Genomic DNA, 19,132 nt, shown 5'->3' with positions numbered 1-19,132 from the left:
GCTGTTAATTATGTATTATTTCTGAATAAGATAATATCATAAAAAAAGCCATGACCTGGGTAACTTTGGTTGTTACTAATTAAAAAACCCAAATAGATGAAATTAAAATTACTACTGTTCATGCTGGTTTTCAGTTCGTTGAAAATTAGCGCTCAGGGGTTACCCTGTAGAACGACCGAAGAAAACGAAAAAGTGTATCGGAATAACCCCCATTCACTTCAGGAGAAAAAAGACTTTGAAACTTTTAGTAAAAACTTTGCGGTCCAGCGTAAAGCTAAAACTTCAAAAATGGCTGTTGCAACTACGTATACTATTCCGGTAGTATTTCATATTTACGGCGATGTACAAAGTGGTAAAACTATTACCTACGAAAAAATTGTAAATCACCTTGCGCAGCTTAATGATGATTTCAATGGTCGAAATGCCGATTATCAAACCGTCGAACCTTTTTTTCAGGCCAGAAGAGGAACTCTGAATATTGAGTTTAAACTAGCTAAAAAAGACCCAAAAGGTGGCTGTACTACCGGTGTTATTTTTCACCCAACCAAAAATGGTTACGGAAATGGTGGGGGTTATGATGATCAAATCGCTGCCGATGCCTGGGACAATACCAAATACATGAATGTCTATATCCAGAATGATTTGTACAACGATGGTGCATTAAATAATTCGGGAGTGGCATGGTATCCAAGTTCAGATATGACAGCAAATAATACAGCTCGTGTGGTTTTTAATGGTGCTTATTTATATGATAACTCATATAGTAAAGAGTTTTCGGCAACATTAACGCATGAGTTTGGTCATTTCCTGAATTTGATTCACACTTTTGAAGGTGGCTGTTCCGGCACCGATGAAGTGGATGATACACCGGCAGAAGACGGAAAGCATACTTTGGCCTGTACACCGGGAACAAACTGTACCGGAGACAAAGTAAATTTCGAAAATTATATGGGATACAATGGCGCCCAGGGCTGCTATAAAATGTATACCCAGGGACAGATTAGCCGTATGTTGGCCGCTTTAGAACATCCTGCACGTAAATCTTTATGGCAAGCTCAGAATTTAATTGATACTGGTGTTAATTCAACTGGAAGTACTTTACTGGCTTCTGCAACAAGTTTAAAAGAAGCATTGGTTAACGATGGTTCATTTACTGCTTCATCAGTAATTACAATAAACGGAACAAAGACTTTCGCTCTTTCTTCCGGAACTATGACTGCCGGAACACATTTTACACATACTTTTCCGGCTGGAATTACACCGGTTTTAACTGTAAATTCAAATAACCAGATTACAGTTACACTTACCGGAAAAGCAACAAATCACGCTGCAACTAATAGCACTTCTGGAGGTATAACTTTTTTACCGGCAGCTTTTACAGGAGGAACGACTGATTTATCCTGTACTTCACTATTCTTTAATTTTAAATTTGCAGATCCTTACGGAATCTTTTTTGTAGATATGCCGGATGTTATAGCATCATCATCGGTTACCTGGAAATATTTTGAGATTGCAAAAGGAGACGATCCAAGATTTGGTGGCTGGAGATATGCTGCCAATGCTTTAAAAATCGAAACGTACGCTAAAAGATTAGTTTGCGAAGCAGGAACAAAAAATATATCCTTATTAGGTTCTAATGTTGCGGTTGGTCCGGCGAGTAATATGACGGCACCGGGAGCTTATCCAAATCAGCTTGACTTAAGAACCGCAAGTTATACCAACTGGGATGGAAAAAGTGGCTACGTAGGTTTTGATTATTTAATCGACGGACAAACTTGCTACGGATGGTTTAAAGTTAAAGTAAATGCAGATGGCGATGGTTATACCATTTCAGAATATGCCTATAATACTCAGCCAAATACGCCAATATATACAGGTGTAACAGATAAAACCGCTGTAGTTTTATCAGATGCAACATTATATGAAGCAGACTTAAATGACGGAAGTGTTTCTGCTACAACCACTATTTCGTTATCAACTAATAACGGAACTTTTACTAAAAGCAGCGGAACTTTTACAGCTGGAACTGACTATACCATTACAGGTGTACCAGCTGGATTAACGGCTGTTTTAACACTTCAGGGAAATAATAAAACGGTTTTATCTTTTACAGGAAAAGCAACAGATCATAATGTAGCAAGTACTGCAACAATTGTGGTTACTTTTAAAGATGCAGCAATAACTGGCGGAATCGCAACATTAGACAATGCAGCAAAAACAGTTAGTTTGAAGTTTGAAGCGCCTTATGGTGTGTTTTATGTGAATAATCCTGATTATGCGGCATCTGCTGCATCAACATGGCAATATTTCAATTTAGGAATTGGAGATAATACAGAATACGGCGCATGGCAATACGCAGCGGCGGCTCTAAAAGTAGAGACTTACGGAAAAAGATTGGTTTGTGAAGCAGGTACAAGAAATATCACTTTTGTTGCTGAAGGAACTTCAATTGGTGCATCAAGCAATTTTGCTGCGCCGGGAGCTTATCCAAATCAATTAGATTTAAGAACTGCGACTTATACAACATGGGATAATAAAACCGGATATGTTGGGTTTGAATATACAAACCGTGGACGTACTTGCTACGGATGGTTCCATGTAAAAGTGGATGCAGGCGGAGTAGGTTATACGGTTCTGGATTATGCTTATAATACAAAACCAAATGAGCCAATTCAGGCAGGAACACAAAGCAGCACTACGGTATTGGCACCAACTAATTTAGCTGCAACTGCCAGTACAACAAGTCCTGAAGTAGTATTAACCTGGACAAACAACGCTACAAATGCAACAAATGTTATAGTGGAAAGAGCGGGTACAGATGATGTATATGCAGAAATTGCAACTCTTGCGAGTACAGTGGCAACGTATACTAATACAGGATTAACTGCCGGAAATACGTATAAATACAGAGTTAGAGCAAAAGCAGCAGCAATATATTCTGCTTATTCAACTGTGGTTACTGTTGCACTTCCAAGTGCGGCATTATGTACGGCACAAGGAGCAAATAGTTATGAATATATTAATTCAGTTACTATCGGAAGTTTTACAAATACTTCAGGTAAAGACAATGGAGGTTATGCCAATTATACTTCTAAAGTGATTACACTAAGTCCTAATTCAAGTACGAATTTTAGTCTTGTACCAGGTTTCTCAGGATCTTCTTATCAGGAATATTGGGCGGTTTGGATTGATTACAATAAAAACAATCAGTTTGAAGAATCAGAAAAAGTAATCAATAATGTTTCAGGACAAGGTACAGTAACCGGAACATTTACTCCACAGGTATTTACAGGAACTACACGTATGCGCGTTGTAATGAGATATTATTATAACCCAACTTTAAATTGCGGAAGTACAGGAGACGGAGAAGTTGAAGATTATACTGTAACAGCAGGAACAGTTGTTCCTCCAAATCCGGCAACTTTACCAACGCCGTCAAATCTTGGAACAGCGGGTGTCTATTCATCAGGATTTTATGCTTCATGGGCAACATCAACTCAGGCTGCTTCATACGAGGTACAATTAAATTCTGCTGCAGGCTGGACGTCTGCCGGAAATTCAACAACCTATTATTTATGGATTCCAAAACAAGGAACTCAAACAGTATATGAATTTAGAGTAAAAGCTATAAACGGAGCAGAATTTAGCGAATGGAGTCTTCCATTTACTGCAAATTTACCAACAGCAGGTTCCGGTGCAGAAGGAACAGATACAATTACTACAACAGGATTTGCAATGTATCCGAACCCGGCTTCTGATATCGTTAATTTTAGTTTTACCAATATTGATGTTTCCAAAGTTAGAATAACTATTTATGATAGTACAGGAAATCAAGTTGCAGAATTGCACAATACTGTTTCTTATACACTTGGACATTTAAGAAAAGGAGTATATATCGTTGTGGCAACAGATGGTAAATTTACCGAAAAGAAAAAATTATTGATTGAATAGTAATTTGGTAGATTTGGTTAAAAGTAAAGACTGTCCGAAAGGTAATTTCGGGCAGTTTTTTAGTTTATGGAGTGGCCTCCGGTTTTAACCGGAGAAAACGGATGAATTTCAATGTCATTAAGTTAAGGAAACAGCCATGCTATTTTATAGAATAAATCTCTCGCAAAGGCGCTAAGACGCAAAGGTTTTGTCATTTTGAGGAACGAGAAATCACACGCGGGATTCCGAAAAGTTTGTCGCCAATCTTTGTCGAGTTTCTTGTGCGATTTCTCGTTCCTCGAAAAGACAATATTGTGTTTAAAACTTTGCGTCTTGGCGCCTTTGCGAGAATAATTTTGTTTTAAAAAAAAAACTTAACTTAATGACATTGTGCTAAAGCCCTTTATATTATACTATTTTAAAACCTTCAGTTGAGACTGTAAGCAATTAAAAAAGTGCAGTGTATTTGGAGATTGCAGCTCTGTAATAGCAAAAAAAGAGGTCGTTTTTTTAGACGACCTCTTTTTGTTTTAAATATGTTCTCTGAAATAATTCATTCCGTAGGAATGCCTCATCGGTAGAATTAAATTTGAATTATGATTATACGTTCCGTAGGAACGTTTGATTAATAAAGCTAATTAGGTGTTCCTATGGAACACAATGCAAAATAATATGATTTTTTCTACTACCAATGAAATATTCCTACGGAATATTAAATATCCGTGTTTTCGTAAGGCGAATCTGTTTAATCAGCGTGCTATTTCGCCCAACGGGTTAAATTATTAGTAATTAATTCCTTGCTGATTATTCCTGAATACCAAACGGATTATCAATACTTTCCATAGGCGTAGTAAACCATTTCGGCCCATTGGCAGTCATATAAAAATGATCTTCGTGTCGAATTCCGAATTGTCCCGGAATGCAAATCATAGGCTCATTACTTACCACCATTCCTTCTCTTAAAATTGTTTGATTTCCTCTTACCAAATAAGGATATTCGTGAATATCTAAACCAGTACCATGACCTACACGATGCGGTAATCCCGGAATTTCATAATCTCCGCTTAATCCGGCTTCCGACAGAACTTTTCTTGCTGCATCATCCACAGAACCACAAGTTGCACCAATCTGAGCAGCATCAAAAGCCGCTTTTTGAGTTGCTTTTTCCAGATTCCATATTTTACGGTGAGCTTCAGTTGGAGTTCCGTAAACAAAAGTTCGGGTAATGTCAGACAAATAACCTTCTAAACGACAACCTGTATCAATTAAAACGATATCATTATCTTTTAAATTTTGCGGAGCACTTACACCATGAGGATATTGTGAGTCATCAGAAAAAAGAACAATACAGAAAAAAGAACCAGACGGAATTCCTGCTTTAATATGGGCATTATTTACAAAATCAATTACCGTTTTAGCTTCAATCCCCGGATGCAAAATACGTGCAGCAGCTTTTAGAACTACCATTGTAATATCTTTTGCCTGTTGGATAATCGCAATTTCATTATCCGATTTATGCATTCTGCAGCCCGCTGTGATTGGTTGTGCAGTTACAAACTGATAATCCGGATTTGTTTTGCTTACACCATCAATTAAAAAATAAGGAGCCGATTCGTCTAAGGCAATTGTTCCGGTTTTAATTCCTTTTCTTTCTAAAATACTGCCAAATAACTGATACGGATTTTCATGTTCTTCCCAGAAATTCAGATTTCCGTCAACCTGTTTGTAAGCTTTAAAAGTACCTTCCTCAAATTTTGGTACAATATATTCGACGCTTCCATCTTCAAAAACCAAAGCACCAACCATTCTTTCAGAAGGATTCCATTTTGTTCCTGTAAAATAGTATAAGTTCGTTCCGGCATGAAAGTAAGCCGCTTTGCAATTTTCTTCTTTTAGTAATGCAGTCGCTTTTTTAATACGTGACTGATACTCTGCTACTGTTATAGGTTTGACATCAAGTGTCATGTTTTGTATTTTGTCTAATTCGATACTTACGGTTGAACCGCCAACTCCAATTGCCATTTGTTTTGTTTTTTTTAGAGGTTTATATGTTATTAATTTCTGATTCCTTCGCCATAATTTTTGAATCAGTTTTGCATTAAAATTAAACTATTATTCCGGGATTGCTGTATCTTGACTACAACTAGTTAAAATATTATAATTTAGGGATAATATAGTATCAGTTTTAGCCTTGTAATGAATGTAATTTTAAAAATTCAATTAAACGATATTACAATGAATAAAAAATGGTCCATTACTTTAATTCTTTTTATTTGTCTGAATTGCTTTTTTGCTTCGGCACAGGAATTGGTAAAAACAACTTCTGGATTACAGCAAAAATTAACTGAATTATTTCCTAAAGCAGTTATCACACCAATAGAAAATTTAGAAAGTTATACAGAATCGTATCAGATCATTTTAGATGAACCTCTGGATCATAAACATCCAGAAAAAGGAACTTTTCAGCATTATATTTATTTGTCGCATGTTGATTTTAATAAACCAATGGTGATTGAAACACACGGTTATAATACCGGAAATATTAAAAGCGAAGTAAGCAGTTTATTGCATGCAAATCAGGTGGCTGTAGAATACCGTTTTTACGGAAAATCAAGACCTAATCCGATTCCGTGGGAATATTTAACAAACGATCAGGCCATTGCCGATTATCATGGAATTGTTACCCAATTAAAAAAACTATATGTAGGAAAATGGATTTCTACCGGAATTAGTAAAGGCGGAGAAACTTCTTTAATCTATAAATCAAAATATCCAAAAGATGTAGATGTTGCCATGCCTTATGTTGCTCCGTTGATTAATACTTGCGAAGATCCCAGAACAGTAGAACATACCAAAACGGTTGGAACACCGGAATGCAGAGCAAAAGTAACTGCGTTTCAAAGAGCAGTTCTGGAAAACAGAGCGGCGGTAATGACTGCTTTTGCTGATTATGCTACGGAGAAAAAAATGAAATTTACTATAGTTTCAATGGAAGAAGCGTTGGAATATGCTACTTTAGAATTCCCTTTTTCGTTTTGGCAATGGGGAGGAAAATGCGATGAAATTCCTTCTGTAAGTGCTTCTCCAAAAGAACTTTTTAATTATCTGAATCAAATTGTGGGTGTAGCAACCTACAACGATAAAATGTATTACAATTATTTGCCATCTTACTATCAGCATTTAAGCGAGTTGGGGTATTACGGATTTGATTTTTCTCCGGTGGCAGATTTATTAAAAGTGGTAAAAAGTACTTCAAATGATCGTTTTGCGCCAAAAGATGTAGTGATCAAATACAATCCGGAGTATATTAAAAAAGTACGCAAATATGTAGAAAACAAAGGGAACAATATTCTTTACATTTATGGTGGTTATGACACCTGGTATTCCTGTTCGCCAACGCCAAAGGCAAATGTAGATGCCCTAAAGATGGTTCTTCCCGGAGGAAGTCATGCAACACGTGTGAAAAATTTCCCTGAAAAAGATCAGGCAATAATTATGGATAAATTAAACAGTTGGTTAAAATAGAATAGTTTATTGTTTGTATGCTAAGAGTTTGTACTTTAATAAAATTGTTGAAGTAAGCACAAGTTTAATAAAGTGATTTAGATTAATTTTTTCTAATTAAAACTCTTAGCTTGTTTTTTTTTAAATTTACTTCTGATATAATTGTCGCGGCAAAAATCAGACTTCCGCCCAAAAGTAATCGCCAGGAAAGGTTTTCTCCCAAAATAAAAAAGGCTCCGATTGCACCAAATACTGGTTCAAACAAATAAATTACAGCCACACGTTCTGCTGATAAATAACGTTGCGAAATATTCGAAACCGTATACATATAAGCCGTAGAAAACAATGCGCAATAAATAACGCCAATCCAGAAAGTATCATTTTTTGGAAACCATTGCGACTGAGAATCTGCAAGCGCAAGAAAGAATGCAAAAAGCGCACAAAATGCAAACATCGGTACAATGCAATATAAAAGGTTTTTTAAAGCGGAATGTTTCTCGACCGTAATCAAATAAACCGCAAATGCAAATGCTCCGGCAATAGTAAATAAATCTCCGGGGTTAATGGTGAATTTTTCTTTTATGGCAATGATGAATAAACCTGTTAAAGCAGTCAAAGCCGCAATCCATATTTTTAATGAAGCATTGGTTTTATAAAGTGCCAATTTTAGTAACGGAATAATGATTACCGTTAATCCGGCAACAAAAGAACATTGTGAAGCGTCTGTATATTTTAATCCTACCGTTTGCAGTTGAATACCCAAAAACATCGGAACAGCAAGAATAAAACCTGTTTTAATATAGTCCCAGTTAGTATCCTTAACGTATTTCCAGAAAATAATACTTAATACAATTACGGCCAGAAAGAAACGATAAAATAAAAAAGTATTGGGCGAATCAGCTCCAATCGCCATTTTGGTAACCGAATAAGAAACACCCCAAAAAGCGGTTCCAATAATTAGTAAAATCAATAAAAGTTGTTTTCTTTCCATTTGTCAGGGAATCAGAAATTTTAAATTAAAACCTTTTTCATCATTAAATCGGTTTGTTCGTCATTTCCTAATCGGAAAATATGGGTGTCAAATTGAACAAAACCATTTTTGGTATAAAAACTAACTGCCCTGAAATTCTTTTCCCAAACACCCAGCCATATATAAGAAGCCTTTATTTCTTCGGCCGTTTGAATCGCCTGAGCATAAAGTTCCTGCGCTACTTTTTTTCCGTGAAATTCCTTTGCTACATAAATACGTTCAATTTCCAAAGTATTATTTTCCTGCTTTTCGGTTTGAGCATCGCCAGTATTTAATTTTAGATAACCAATCACTTGTTCGTTTAATTCTGCCAGATAAAAATATGAAGCAGGGTTAATCAGTTCAGAAGTCAGTTTGTCAATCGCAAAACTTTTATCCAGATATAGAATCATATTTTCATCATCATTTGCATCGTCAAATGTTTCAGAAAAAGTTTGTCTACCGATGGATTGCAGTTTAGTCACATCGTCTATAGTTGCTTTTTTTATTTTTAAAGTATTCATGATAATTTTATTAATGCATTAAAACCTGTTTTTTGTTCTTGATAAATGCGTAAATTGCATCAATGGATTTACAGCAAATTAAATATTTTTTGGCGTTATCACGCGAACTTCATTTCTGGAACACCGCCGGAAAAATGAATATTACACAATCTGCATTAAGTCGCCAGATTCAGTCCTTAGAGAATCAGCTTGGTGTTCAGTTGTTTGAACGTAATAAACGCAATGTCAAACTAACAGCTGCAGGTCAATTCCTAAAAGAAAAATGGGAAGTAGAAATGAGTAAATTGGAATTTATTCATCAATCTGCCCGTCAGATTCAATTGGGAGAGAGTGGCACCATTACCATTTCGCATCCCGATTCTATTTCGGCTTCTATAATGCCGGATATTTTGTCCCGTATTTCTGAAGTATTTCCAAAACTTAAAATCAAATTGGTTCAGGTGCTTTATGAGCATCAGCAGGATTTACTTCGAAATTATAAAATCGATCTTGCTATTACAAGAGATATTAATACTGATAAAGATATTCGTTCGGAAAAAATACATACCGATAATCTGGCAATTGTAGTTCCCGAAAATCATCCTTATAAAACACCGGAAGATCTGACCAAAGAAACGCTTGCTTCTCAAAAGTTTATCTTGCCAACCAATGACGAAGGCAGCAGTTACAGCGACCTTATCCAACGATTGTTTCGTTCTTTTGAGGATGCTCCCGAAGTCTATCTTCATTCCGAATTTGGCTCAGCGATTATCGCTCTGGTCCGAAAAGGACTTGGAATTGCAATCTTACCCGATTCGTATCTTTTTCATGAAATTTCAGGAATTCGATTTATCAAATTACCACTGGAAACCGATTTATATATCAATTGGCGAATGGAAGATCATAATCCGGTTTTAGCCAATGTTTTAAAATTGATTATTCCGTAAACATTAAGCTCTCAACATTTCGATATGCGGAATCCCGTCTTCATCATAAACTTCACCTTGCTCAATAAATCCAAGCGACTGATAGAAGTTTGATAAATGATATTGCGCACTAATTCTGATTGGCGCATTTCCAAATTTTTTCTCACAGCCTGAAATTGACGCTTCCATTAATTTTTTCCCTAAACCTAATCCGCGGTGTGATGGTGCAATAACAACTCTTCCAATAGAGATTTCATCGTAAGATAAACCAGAAGGAACCAAACGTGTTACGCCTGATAACTGGTTATCAACATAGTATAATAAATGAAAACTTTTCTGGTCTTTATTATCCAAATCCTGATACGGACAGTTTTGTTCGACCACAAAAACTTCAGTTCTTAAACGAAGCATATTGTACAATTCGTGATTGGTTAATTCGTCAAAGGATTTAATGGTGTGGCTAAATGTCATTTTATTTTATGCTTTAATTTTTGACAAAGATAAAAGAGTTAATAATGACATAAAATGCTATTTTTTTATCAGGTGATGCAGAAAATGCATTAGTTGTTTTTTGAAATCTCAAATTTTAAATTCCAAAATCCAAAACGCAAAGTTCGGAATTGTAAAACTATGCGAATTCCCACAAACTTGTCATTTCGACGTAAGGAGACTCGAGCGATAGCGACAGACGAAGTAAATCGCACGCGAAACTCCGCAAAGTATACCGCCAATCTTTGTCGACATACTAGTGTGATCCTTCCTTCGTCAGGATGACAAACTGTGTACATTCCCGTAACATTTGTCATTTCGACGTAAGGAGAAATCGCACGCGAAACTCCGCAAAGTATATCGCCAATCTTTGTCGACATATTAGTGTGATCCTTCCTTCGTCAGGATGACAAACTGTGCGCATTTTCACAAACTTGTCATTTCGACGTAAGGAGACTCGAGCGATAGCAACAGACGAAGTAAATCGCACGCGAAACTCCGCAAAGTATATCGCCAATCTTTGTCGATACACTAGTGTGATCCTTCCTCCGTCAGGATGACAAACTGTATCGTAAAGCGATGTGTTAGAAACTAGTTTCTTTCAATTATCTTTTTGAGAAAGGAAAAATCTATGTTTCTATGTGTTTAAAACAAAAAACCTTTGTCAAAGTTTCAAAACTTTGACAAAGGTTTACATAAAGTATATTATTTCAATTAATGAGAAACCGCTTTCAGTCCTACAATAGAACCCACCAAAGTAGTTAAAAAGAACAATCTCCAGAAAGCCGCAGGTTCTTTAAAAACAAAAATTCCCACTAAAACAGTTCCAACCGCTCCAATTCCTGTCCATACTGCGTATGCGGTTCCTAATGGAAGCGTTTCTGTAGCTTTCATTAATAAAATCATACTTATAGTTAAGGAAATGAAAAATCCAATATACCAATAATACATTTCGTTTCCTGATGTTTCTTTTGCCTTTCCTAGGCAGGATGCAAAGGCCACTTCAAATAAGCCCGCGATGATTAAAATAATCCAGTTCATAATAGTTAAATTTTGTGGTGCAAAGTTCTTTTATCCAATTCAGAAAAAATTTAACAAATGATAAAAAATGAAGTTATTTTAATTCTGCTCGGATTCTGCTTAAACTCACTTGTGTTATACCTAGATAGGAAGCAATATGTCCTAATTGTACTCTTTGAATCAGTTCCGGATGGTCTTTTATGAGTTCCAGATAACGTTCTGAAGCATTTTTGAATTGTTTAGAAATTAAACGTTCTTCTGTTTTTATCAGTTCTTTTTCAGCAAATTTTCTTCCCCAATTGGCAATATGTACATCTTCATTAAAAAGTTTTCTAAGATTTTCGGTTTTAAGTTCGTATAATTCGCAATCTTCCAAAAGTTCGATAGTTTCATATCCTGGCTGATCTTCTACGTAACTTTTCATCGAAATTATGGTTTCTCCTTCTTTTCCAAACCAAAAAGTAACCTCATTATCTCTTTCTATAAAAGCTCTGACCAATCCTTTTTTTATCAAATAAATATTCGATTCTATCTTATTGGCTCTTAAAAGAATATGTCCTTTAGGAAAAGCTATCTCGCTAATATTATTTTGCAGCGCCAATTTTGATTGCTCAGGAAGTTCGTGTATATAATCCAGAATATTGGAAATATTCATTGATGATGTTTTTAGTAATTTAGAATAAAGGTAAAAACTAAACTGTAAAATGCGTAGTAGTTTAAAAAAAAAATCCCATTTCAAAATAGAAATGGGATAGAAAATTACCTCTGCGATGAGCTATTATAAACAGAAGTAATTTTTTGACCAACAAGTAATGCTATTTATGTTTTAACCCTTTGGGTGCAATTAAAAATATTTTCTTCAACATATAAAAACGTAGCCCAAGGTTTCAACCTTGGGGACGCAACGATAATCGCCTCTCTTTGTGTACCCAAGGTTGAAACCTTGGGCTATATTAATTTAGGATCGCACTCTTAAACTATCTAGAAAAAGCTTTAAACCATAATCCTGATCATGAGGTGTTGGAACGGGATGTGTATTATTCTAAGTGAAACGCTTTTCGCAAGCTTCTATCCCTTGACGGACGAGATGATATGTTAAAAATAATTGCACCCAACGGGTTATATTTTAATCCAATTTTATCCGGTATAAACACTAATTAATTCCTCCGCCTAACGCTTTGTATAACAATACTTGCGAATTTGCATTTCGCAATTGAATATCTGCAAAATCAAGTTCGGCCTCCAGTTTATTTTTTTGAGCATTAATAATTTCAAGATAATTGGCATAACCGCTTAAATACAAATCATTAGAAACATTTACTGCAATTTCGAGATGATCGATTTCTTTCAGTTTATATTTCAAAACATCTTCAAAAGCTTCATTTCTGTGCAGTAATGCGCTTAGTTCGTTAAAAGCCGTGGTCACCGTATTTTGATATTGAAGAAAGGAAATTTCCTGTCTTCTGTTTGAAACATAAAATTCCTGTTTGATTTGTCCTTTATTAAAAACCGGAGCCGTTAAACCGCCCAGTAATTGCCAGGCGAAAGAACCGGCATCAAATAAGGTGTTGAATGAGAATGAATTAAAACCGGCATATCCGCCCAAATTTACCGTTGGAAAAAAAGCAGCACGAGCTGATTTTGCATCGGCGTTACTGGCTAATAATTCAAAGTAAGCTTCAGAAACATCAGGTCTTTTGTGAATGATAGAATCCACACTGATTTTCTGATTTAAGACTTCCAGATGTCCGGATAAAAAGTCTGAACTTCTTTCAATTTTTCCTCCGTATTCTCCTAAAAGCGTTAGTAAAGCTTTCTCGGTCTGATCGATGCTCAATTTTAATTCTGAAGCTTCGGCATGAATATTATTGTTTTGTGCATTAAATTGCTGCACAGCCAATTCTGTAGCTTTTCCGACAGATCTTTGAGCCGAAACAATATCAAGGGCTTTTTCCTGCGTTTTTAAGTTTTTATCGTAAATCGTTGCTTGCTTGTCTAAGGCAACAAGTTTAAAATACAGATCGGCAACATCGCTTAAAAGTCGGGTTTGTAATAAACGCATTCCTTGTTGCGATGCAAAATAGCGTTGTTGTGCTGCTTTTTTTCGATTACTAAGTTTTCCCCAAATATCAGCTTCCCAGGAAACTTTTGCGCCTAAAAATAAGTTTGGCGAGACATTTTCGTTGATTCTTTGTTTGTCTGTTATATTCTGAGAAAAATTGGTGTCAAAGTTTCCAACGCCATCCATGGTGTATTTTCCATAATGCGTTCCCGAAGCATCAGCCACAAAATCTAAAGAGGGAAGAAGTGCCAGCTTTGCCACTTTTAAATGCGAGTTGGCAATCAGGATTCTTTCCTGCATGATTAAATAATCAGGATTTTTGGCTATCGCTTTTTTTAGTAACTCTTCTAATTTTGGATCTTTAAAAAAGGTTTCTGTTTTAAGCGGAATAAAATCATTGTTTACCGTTTCTTTTCTCTGTGCATCAAAATTCTCCGGAAGCTTTGCTGCATCTAATTTAGTACTGACTTTTGGTGCAGAACAAGCCGTTAAAAGCAAAATACCTGTTATTACAACGGCACTTTTCGTTGTCCTTATAAAATCAGTGTTTTTATATTGATTTAATATGTTTTTCATTGTTTTAATTTATTTTATTCTAAGCTGTCTAAATTTTTATTTTAACACATAGAGACATAGTTTTTTTATTCTCAAAAAGGGAATTCAAAGAAACTAGTTTCTAACACATAGCTGTATGAACATAGCCCAAAGTTTCAACTTTGAGTTTTGGTGGTTATCGTATAGCTATGTTTGTTTAAAATAAGTGAAACGCCTTTCCGCGCTTTCAATCCCGAAGCTTCGGGACTATGTTCCTATGTGTTTAAAAAATTTGACATTAAGACTTACTCATTCGTTTTTCCAATTTCGCAAACAAGATGTAAAGCCCCGGGATAATCACAAGACCAAACACAGTTCCAATTAACATTCCGCCCGCAGCAGCGGTACCAATCGAACGGTTACCAATTGCACCCGCACCAGAAGCAATACATAACGGAATCAATCCTGAAATAAAAGCAAATGAGGTCATCAAAATTGGTCTGAAACGAAGTCTGGCGCCTTCAATTGCGGCTTCGGTAATATCTTGGCCTAATTTATTTTGTGCCATGGCAAATTCTACAATCAGAATGGCATTTTTGGCGAGTAGACCAATCAGCATGACGAGCGCGACCTGGGCATAAATATTATTGTCTAGTCCAACCATTATTAGTGCCAGATAAGAACCGAAAACTCCAACCGGAAGACTTAATAAAACGGGGAACGGTAGTAATAAACTTTCGTACTGTGCCGCCAATAATAAGTATACAAATAGTATACACAAGGCAAAAATGTATATCGTTTGGTTACCCGAAAGAATTTCTTCACGTGTCATACCTGACCATTCTAATTCAAAACGGCTTGGAAGTTTTTCTGCTGCAATTTTTTCAACTGCTGCAATAGCTTCTCCAGAACTGTAACCTTCAGCAGGTTCACCATTAATCATAGCCGACATATACATATTGTAACGGGTTAAGACTTCCGGACCGTAAACTCTTTCTAGTTTAACAAAAGTGGAGAACGGAACCATTTCGCCTTTATCATTCTTTAAATACATATCCAGAATACTTTCCGGATTTTGACGAAACTGCGGACTTGCCTGAACCATTACTTTATACATTTGAGAAAAACGAATAAAATTGGTAGCATAAAAAGAACCTAACATGGTCTGTAAAGTACTCATGGCATTGTCTACAGAAATTCCTTTTTTAGCGGCAAGATCATAATCAATATGGATTAAATATTGCGGGAAAGTGGCGTCAAAACTCGAAAATGAGTTCTGAATCTCCGGCGAAGCATTTAATTCTTTAAGAAACTCTTTGGTAACTTTATCGGTGTTGGCAATGCTTCCTCCGGATTTATCCAGCAAACGAAGTTCAAAACCACTCGTATTACCAAAACCGGGAACCGTTGGCGGTGCAAAAATCTCGATTTGAGCATCAGAAATTCCTTTTGTTTTTTCGGTAAGTTCTGCCATAAATTCGGCTACAGAAATATCACGATCACTCCAGTCTTTTAGGTTAATCATTCCCATTCCGTAAGATGCTCCTGCAATTTCGGTTACAATGCTGTATCCAGCAAGTGTTGTTACGTTGTCGACACCTTTAATTTGTTTTGCAATTTTGGTTACTTCGTCCAGAGCTTTTTCGGTACGTTCGACCGTTGCGCCCTGTGGAGTTGTTACGCTCACGTAAACCATTCCCTGATCTTCGGTAGGAATAAATCCTGATGCTAAAAACTTGCTTGATCCCCAGGTTAATAAACAAAATAAAACCAATAAACCAACCGTAACGGTAGTACGGTCAGCAAATTTGATAAGTACTTTAATATATTTTGAAGTGATGCTATCAAACCAATTATTAAATTTCAGGAAGAATCGATCTAATAGGGATTTTTTTTCTTTATTAGGATCGTGCGCCTTTAGCATAATAGCACATAGGGCAGGAGTAAGGGTAAGAGCGTTGATTCCCGAAATCACAATACTAATCGCCATTGTTAGCGAGAATTGTCTGTAGAAAACTCCGACCGGACCACTTAAAAAGGCAACGGGAATAAATACGGCAGACATAACAATGGTAATTGCAATAACGGCTCCGGTAATTTCTTTCATCGCGCTAATGGTAGCTTCGAGTGGCGCCATATGCTCTTCGGAGATTTTTACGTGTACGGCTTCGACGACGACAATTGCGTTATCGACGACAATTCCTATCGAAAGTACTAAAGCGAAAAGCGTTAATAAATTGATCGAGAATCCCATCATCGACATAAAAGCAAACGATCCGATAAGTGCAACCGGAACGGCTAATACGGGAATCAAAGTCGATCTCCAATCCTGAAGGAAAAGAAAAACGACAAATGCTACTAGAATAAAGGCTTCAATTAAGGTTTTTAAAACTTCATCAATAGATGCATCAAGAAAACGGGAAACGTCATAAGCAATATTAAATTCCATTCCCGGAGGAAAAGAAGAGCCTTTTAATTCGGTCATTTTTTCTTTTACACTTGCAATTACTTCCGAAGCGTTTGAACCCGGACGTTGTTTTAGCATGATCGATGCCGAAGGTTTTCCGTCGGTTTTAGAAACCATTCCGTAACTCATCGCACCAAATTCGATTTTAGAAATGTCTTTTAATCTTAAGATAGTTCCATCGGCATTGGCTCTTAAAGCGATTTCTTCGTATTGACTTGGTTCGAAGAATTTTCCACCGTATTTAATTACATACTGTAATTGATTGTTCATTTGTCCTGAACCTTCACCCACTTTACCGGGTGCGGCAGAAATGTTTTGTTTTTGAAGTGAATTAATTACTTCATTTGCCGAAATATTGTATGAAAGCATCTTTTGCGGATCTAGCCAGACACGCATCGAATATTCTTTTTGTCCCATGATTTCGGCACGTCCGACACCATCAATACGTTTTAATTCCTGCAGGATATTAATATCGGTAAAGTTGAAGATAAACTGCTCGTCCTGAGTTTTGTCTGTACTTGTAATGTTCAAATACATCAACATACTGTTTACCTCTTTTTCGGTTGTAACTCCGGCACGAATAACCTCTTCGGGAAGTTCATCCAGAATGGTCGTAACCCTGTTTTGCACGTTTACGGCGGCCAGATCGGGATCGGTTCCTACTTCAAAGAAAACCTGAATTAAAGTTAATCCATCATTGGAAGTTACGGTTGACATATACGTCATTCCAGGAACTCCGTTTATGGCTCTTTCTAAAGGAAGGGCGACGGCATTGGCCGAAACTTCTGCGTTTGCTCCTGTATATTTTGCTGTAACGGTTACAGACGGTGGTACAATATCGGGGAATTGGGTTATGGGAAGCTGAAACAAAGCCAGTAATCCCAAAAGGACTATCATAACCGAGATGATTAATGACAATATTTTCCTTTTGATAAATAACTCTATCATTTTATTTTTTTTAGATAAATAATTAAATAACTGTTTTACAGGTCGATAAACTACATTTGTTTGATGTTGATTTTATCGCCGTCTCTCAATGATTGTGTTCCTTCTTCTACAATCAGGTCGTCACTTTTAAGACCTTCATTTAGAATATAAACATCATCAAGAGTGGTTTCAATTGTAACATTCGTCATTTTAACTACTCCATCTTTTTTTACCACAAATACATATTGTTTGTCCTGAATAGAAAAAACAGCTTTTTGCGGTATTAATATCGCATTGGTTTTTGGTTCTGAAATAATTAGTTTTCCAGAAGTTCCGTGTTTGATAAAACCTTGCGGATTGTGAAATTTTGCTTTGTACTGAATCGAACCGGTTTCTCTGTTAATTTCTCCATCGGCAGTTCGTAGTTCGCCCTTTTGTCCGTAAACTTGTCCGTTTGGTAATATCAATTCGATATCGCCTTGTTTGTCAAGACTTTTATTTTCCATCATTTGGAAATAAGTGTTTTCCGGAATTGAGAAATAAGCGTAGACATCGTCAAGCTGAGAAACGGTTGTAAGCAATGAACCGTTTTCGATTAAACTTCCTTCTTTAAACGGTATTCTGTCGACAGTTCCGTCAAAAGGCGCGCGGATTGTGGTGAAACTAATTTGCTGGTCTATCGCTTTTTTTTCTGCGACAGCGTGAGCCACTTTCGCGGATGCGGCATCATATTTTGCCTTAGATAATTCTAGTTCTTTATCTGCAATTACCTTTTTATTGAAAAGGGTTTGGGCTTGCTCAAGCTCGACAGTTGCGATTCTTAAATCGGCCATTGAACTTTTGTAAACGGCTTGCGCTTTTAGGAGTTGAATCTGAAGTTCAACATCACTTATTTTAAAAAGGATTTGCCCTTTTTTTACTTTTTGTCCTTCGCTTACGTATACTTTATCCAATAAACCAGGAATACGTACATGAATTTCTACATTGTTTTTTGCGTGTACATCGGCAACAAATTTGCTCGAAACGATAGTGTCTTTTAAGGTGACTTTGTAAACAGGAACTGTTTTTATGTTTGTGGAATTCTTTTTGGATTTATCTCCACACGAGACTAAAACGAATAAAGCTAACGTGCATAAGAGAAAATAATTTTTATAAATACTCATGATTAGGTTTTAAATTTTTGAATAAATAGATCCTCTCCCTTATAAAAAGTATAGGGAGTTTTGATGCAAAATAAATATATGAAATAGGAATATTTTAGGAATTTCCATTTTTTGGAAAGCCTTTAAAGATGTTTTTATGCTTGCGGAAGTTTGTGTAAGATGCCATAAATGCACGACAAATTGCACCGAAAACTTTCGGCACTATAAAAAACAACTAAATTCTGAAATCTAGAATAATTGGTACAAATGCAGATGGGTATGCCTTTGCACCTGGTATATTGAAGCTATACCATAGATTAAACTCTTCTTATATAATTTGAAGTTTACTAAGTTGCTGAAATACGGAGCTTTTATGGTACTTTGTTCTAAAGTAGTGGCTCTGCATTTTATTTTCTTCTTTAGTTTGTAATGAACTTCCAGGTTTTTGGAAGAAGAAAAATCAGAAGAATGGAGTAGTGTGTCGTCTGCTGCAACACTGTCTAAGGTGATGCAGTTGCTAATAGAAACCGGCTGCTGATACGTTTCGATGCCTCTAAAGAAAGTAAGCAGCGATAGTAAAATAATATATATGAACTTGATCGGTTTCATTTACAGCACA

The 19,132-nt window shown here is 36.2% G+C and carries 13 protein-coding genes; 3 read left to right on the top strand and 10 right to left on the bottom strand.

Annotation, left to right across the window (positions count from 1 at the left end; translation table 11 throughout):
- Positions 1 to 96 precede the first annotated feature (96 nt).
- Positions 97 to 3,951 (top strand): M43 family zinc metalloprotease, encoded by a 3,855-nt coding sequence (locus KHA98_RS08850; RefSeq protein WP_213257317.1) that lies wholly within the window; start codon positions 97 to 99, stop codon positions 3,949 to 3,951.
- 783 nt (positions 3,952 to 4,734) lie between these two features.
- On the opposite strand, the gene KHA98_RS08845 is transcribed toward KHA98_RS08850, so the two are convergent.
- Positions 4,735 to 5,952 carry a M24 family metallopeptidase gene (locus tag KHA98_RS08845; protein WP_213257309.1) on the bottom strand — a complete coding sequence of 406 codons (1,218 nt, stop codon included), beginning with the start codon at positions 5,950 to 5,952 and terminating at the stop codon, positions 4,735 to 4,737.
- 213 nt (positions 5,953 to 6,165) lie between these two features.
- On the opposite strand from KHA98_RS08845, the gene KHA98_RS08840 reads away from it, so the two are divergent.
- The gene (locus KHA98_RS08840; protein ID WP_213257307.1) at positions 6,166 to 7,455 is read left to right on the top strand and encodes a S28 family serine protease; all 1,290 of its coding nucleotides are present in this window, start codon (positions 6,166 to 6,168) and stop codon (positions 7,453 to 7,455) included.
- Positions 7,456 to 7,537: 82 nt separating this feature from the next.
- On the opposite strand, the gene KHA98_RS08835 is transcribed toward KHA98_RS08840, so the two are convergent.
- Entirely contained in the window at positions 7,538 to 8,425 is an 888-nt protein-coding gene (locus KHA98_RS08835; protein WP_213257305.1) for a DMT family transporter, read from the bottom strand.
- A 20-nt stretch (positions 8,426 to 8,445) separates the two neighbouring features.
- Positions 8,446 to 8,967 (bottom strand): GNAT family N-acetyltransferase, encoded by a 522-nt coding sequence (locus KHA98_RS08830; protein ID WP_213257303.1) that lies wholly within the window; start codon positions 8,965 to 8,967, stop codon positions 8,446 to 8,448.
- Between the two features lie 62 nt (positions 8,968 to 9,029).
- On the opposite strand from KHA98_RS08830, the gene KHA98_RS08825 reads away from it, so the two are divergent.
- Positions 9,030 to 9,893, top strand: a complete 864-nt coding sequence (locus KHA98_RS08825; protein WP_213257301.1) for a LysR family transcriptional regulator — start codon at positions 9,030 to 9,032, stop codon at positions 9,891 to 9,893.
- Positions 9,894 to 9,896: 3 nt separating this feature from the next.
- Here KHA98_RS08825 and KHA98_RS08820 read toward each other — a convergent pair whose 3' ends face one another.
- From KHA98_RS08820 to KHA98_RS08790, 7 genes are all read right to left on the bottom strand, one after another.
- On the bottom strand, positions 9,897 to 10,343 hold the full coding sequence (locus tag KHA98_RS08820; protein WP_213257299.1) for a GNAT family N-acetyltransferase: 447 nt from the start codon (positions 10,341 to 10,343) through the stop codon (positions 9,897 to 9,899).
- A gap of 732 nt (positions 10,344 to 11,075) precedes the next feature.
- On the bottom strand, positions 11,076 to 11,402 hold the full coding sequence (locus tag KHA98_RS08815) for a DMT family transporter (protein ID WP_213257297.1): 327 nt from the start codon (positions 11,400 to 11,402) through the stop codon (positions 11,076 to 11,078).
- Between the two features lie 73 nt (positions 11,403 to 11,475).
- The gene (locus tag KHA98_RS08810; protein WP_213257296.1) at positions 11,476 to 12,036 is read right to left on the bottom strand and encodes a Crp/Fnr family transcriptional regulator; all 561 of its coding nucleotides are present in this window, start codon (positions 12,034 to 12,036) and stop codon (positions 11,476 to 11,478) included.
- Positions 12,037 to 12,534: 498 nt separating this feature from the next.
- Positions 12,535 to 14,019, bottom strand: coding sequence for a TolC family protein (locus tag KHA98_RS08805; protein ID WP_213257294.1), 1,485 nt, complete (start codon positions 14,017 to 14,019; stop codon positions 12,535 to 12,537).
- Between the two features lie 256 nt (positions 14,020 to 14,275).
- Entirely contained in the window at positions 14,276 to 17,392 is a 3,117-nt protein-coding gene (locus KHA98_RS08800) for an efflux RND transporter permease subunit (RefSeq protein ID WP_213257292.1), read from the bottom strand.
- Between the two features lie 50 nt (positions 17,393 to 17,442).
- A complete protein-coding gene (locus tag KHA98_RS08795) occupies positions 17,443 to 18,534 on the bottom strand; it encodes an efflux RND transporter periplasmic adaptor subunit (protein ID WP_213257290.1) in 1,092 nt (363 codons plus the stop codon).
- Positions 18,535 to 18,762: 228 nt separating this feature from the next.
- A complete protein-coding gene (locus KHA98_RS08790) occupies positions 18,763 to 19,122 on the bottom strand; it encodes a hypothetical protein (RefSeq protein WP_213257288.1) in 360 nt (119 codons plus the stop codon).
- Positions 19,123 to 19,132: the final 10 nt, after the last annotated feature.

Source organism: Flavobacterium branchiicola (genome assembly GCF_018383905.1).
In the GTDB taxonomy this organism is placed as follows: Bacteria; Bacteroidota; Bacteroidia; order Flavobacteriales; family Flavobacteriaceae; genus Flavobacterium; species Flavobacterium branchiicola.
Note: the sequence above shows the minus strand (reverse complement) of the source record. Positions and strands in the feature narration are given on the sequence as shown.

Excerpts from the sequence above, each read along its gene's own strand:
- KHA98_RS08830 (WP_213257303.1), bottom strand. The coding sequence starts at position 8,967 with ATGAATACTTTAAAAATAAAAAAAGCAACTATAGACGATGTGACTAAA.
- KHA98_RS08845 (WP_213257309.1), bottom strand. The coding sequence starts at position 5,952 with ATGGCAATTGGAGTTGGCGGTTCAACCGTAAGTATCGAATTAGACAAA.
- KHA98_RS08805 (WP_213257294.1), bottom strand. The coding sequence starts at position 14,019 with ATGAAAAACATATTAAATCAATATAAAAACACTGATTTTATAAGGACA.
- KHA98_RS08810 (WP_213257296.1), bottom strand. The coding sequence starts at position 12,036 with ATGAATATTTCCAATATTCTGGATTATATACACGAACTTCCTGAGCAA.
- KHA98_RS08840 (WP_213257307.1), top strand. The coding sequence starts at position 6,166 with ATGAATAAAAAATGGTCCATTACTTTAATTCTTTTTATTTGTCTGAAT.
- KHA98_RS08800 (WP_213257292.1), bottom strand. The coding sequence starts at position 17,392 with ATGATAGAGTTATTTATCAAAAGGAAAATATTGTCATTAATCATCTCG.
- KHA98_RS08790 (WP_213257288.1), bottom strand. The coding sequence starts at position 19,122 with ATGAAACCGATCAAGTTCATATATATTATTTTACTATCGCTGCTTACT.
- KHA98_RS08825 (WP_213257301.1), top strand. The coding sequence starts at position 9,030 with ATGGATTTACAGCAAATTAAATATTTTTTGGCGTTATCACGCGAACTT.
- KHA98_RS08795 (WP_213257290.1), bottom strand. The coding sequence starts at position 18,534 with ATGAGTATTTATAAAAATTATTTTCTCTTATGCACGTTAGCTTTATTC.
- KHA98_RS08815 (WP_213257297.1), bottom strand. The coding sequence starts at position 11,402 with ATGAACTGGATTATTTTAATCATCGCGGGCTTATTTGAAGTGGCCTTT.
- KHA98_RS08820 (WP_213257299.1), bottom strand. The coding sequence starts at position 10,343 with ATGACATTTAGCCACACCATTAAATCCTTTGACGAATTAACCAATCAC.
- KHA98_RS08835 (WP_213257305.1), bottom strand. The coding sequence starts at position 8,425 with ATGGAAAGAAAACAACTTTTATTGATTTTACTAATTATTGGAACCGCT.
- KHA98_RS08850 (WP_213257317.1), top strand. The coding sequence starts at position 97 with ATGAAATTAAAATTACTACTGTTCATGCTGGTTTTCAGTTCGTTGAAA.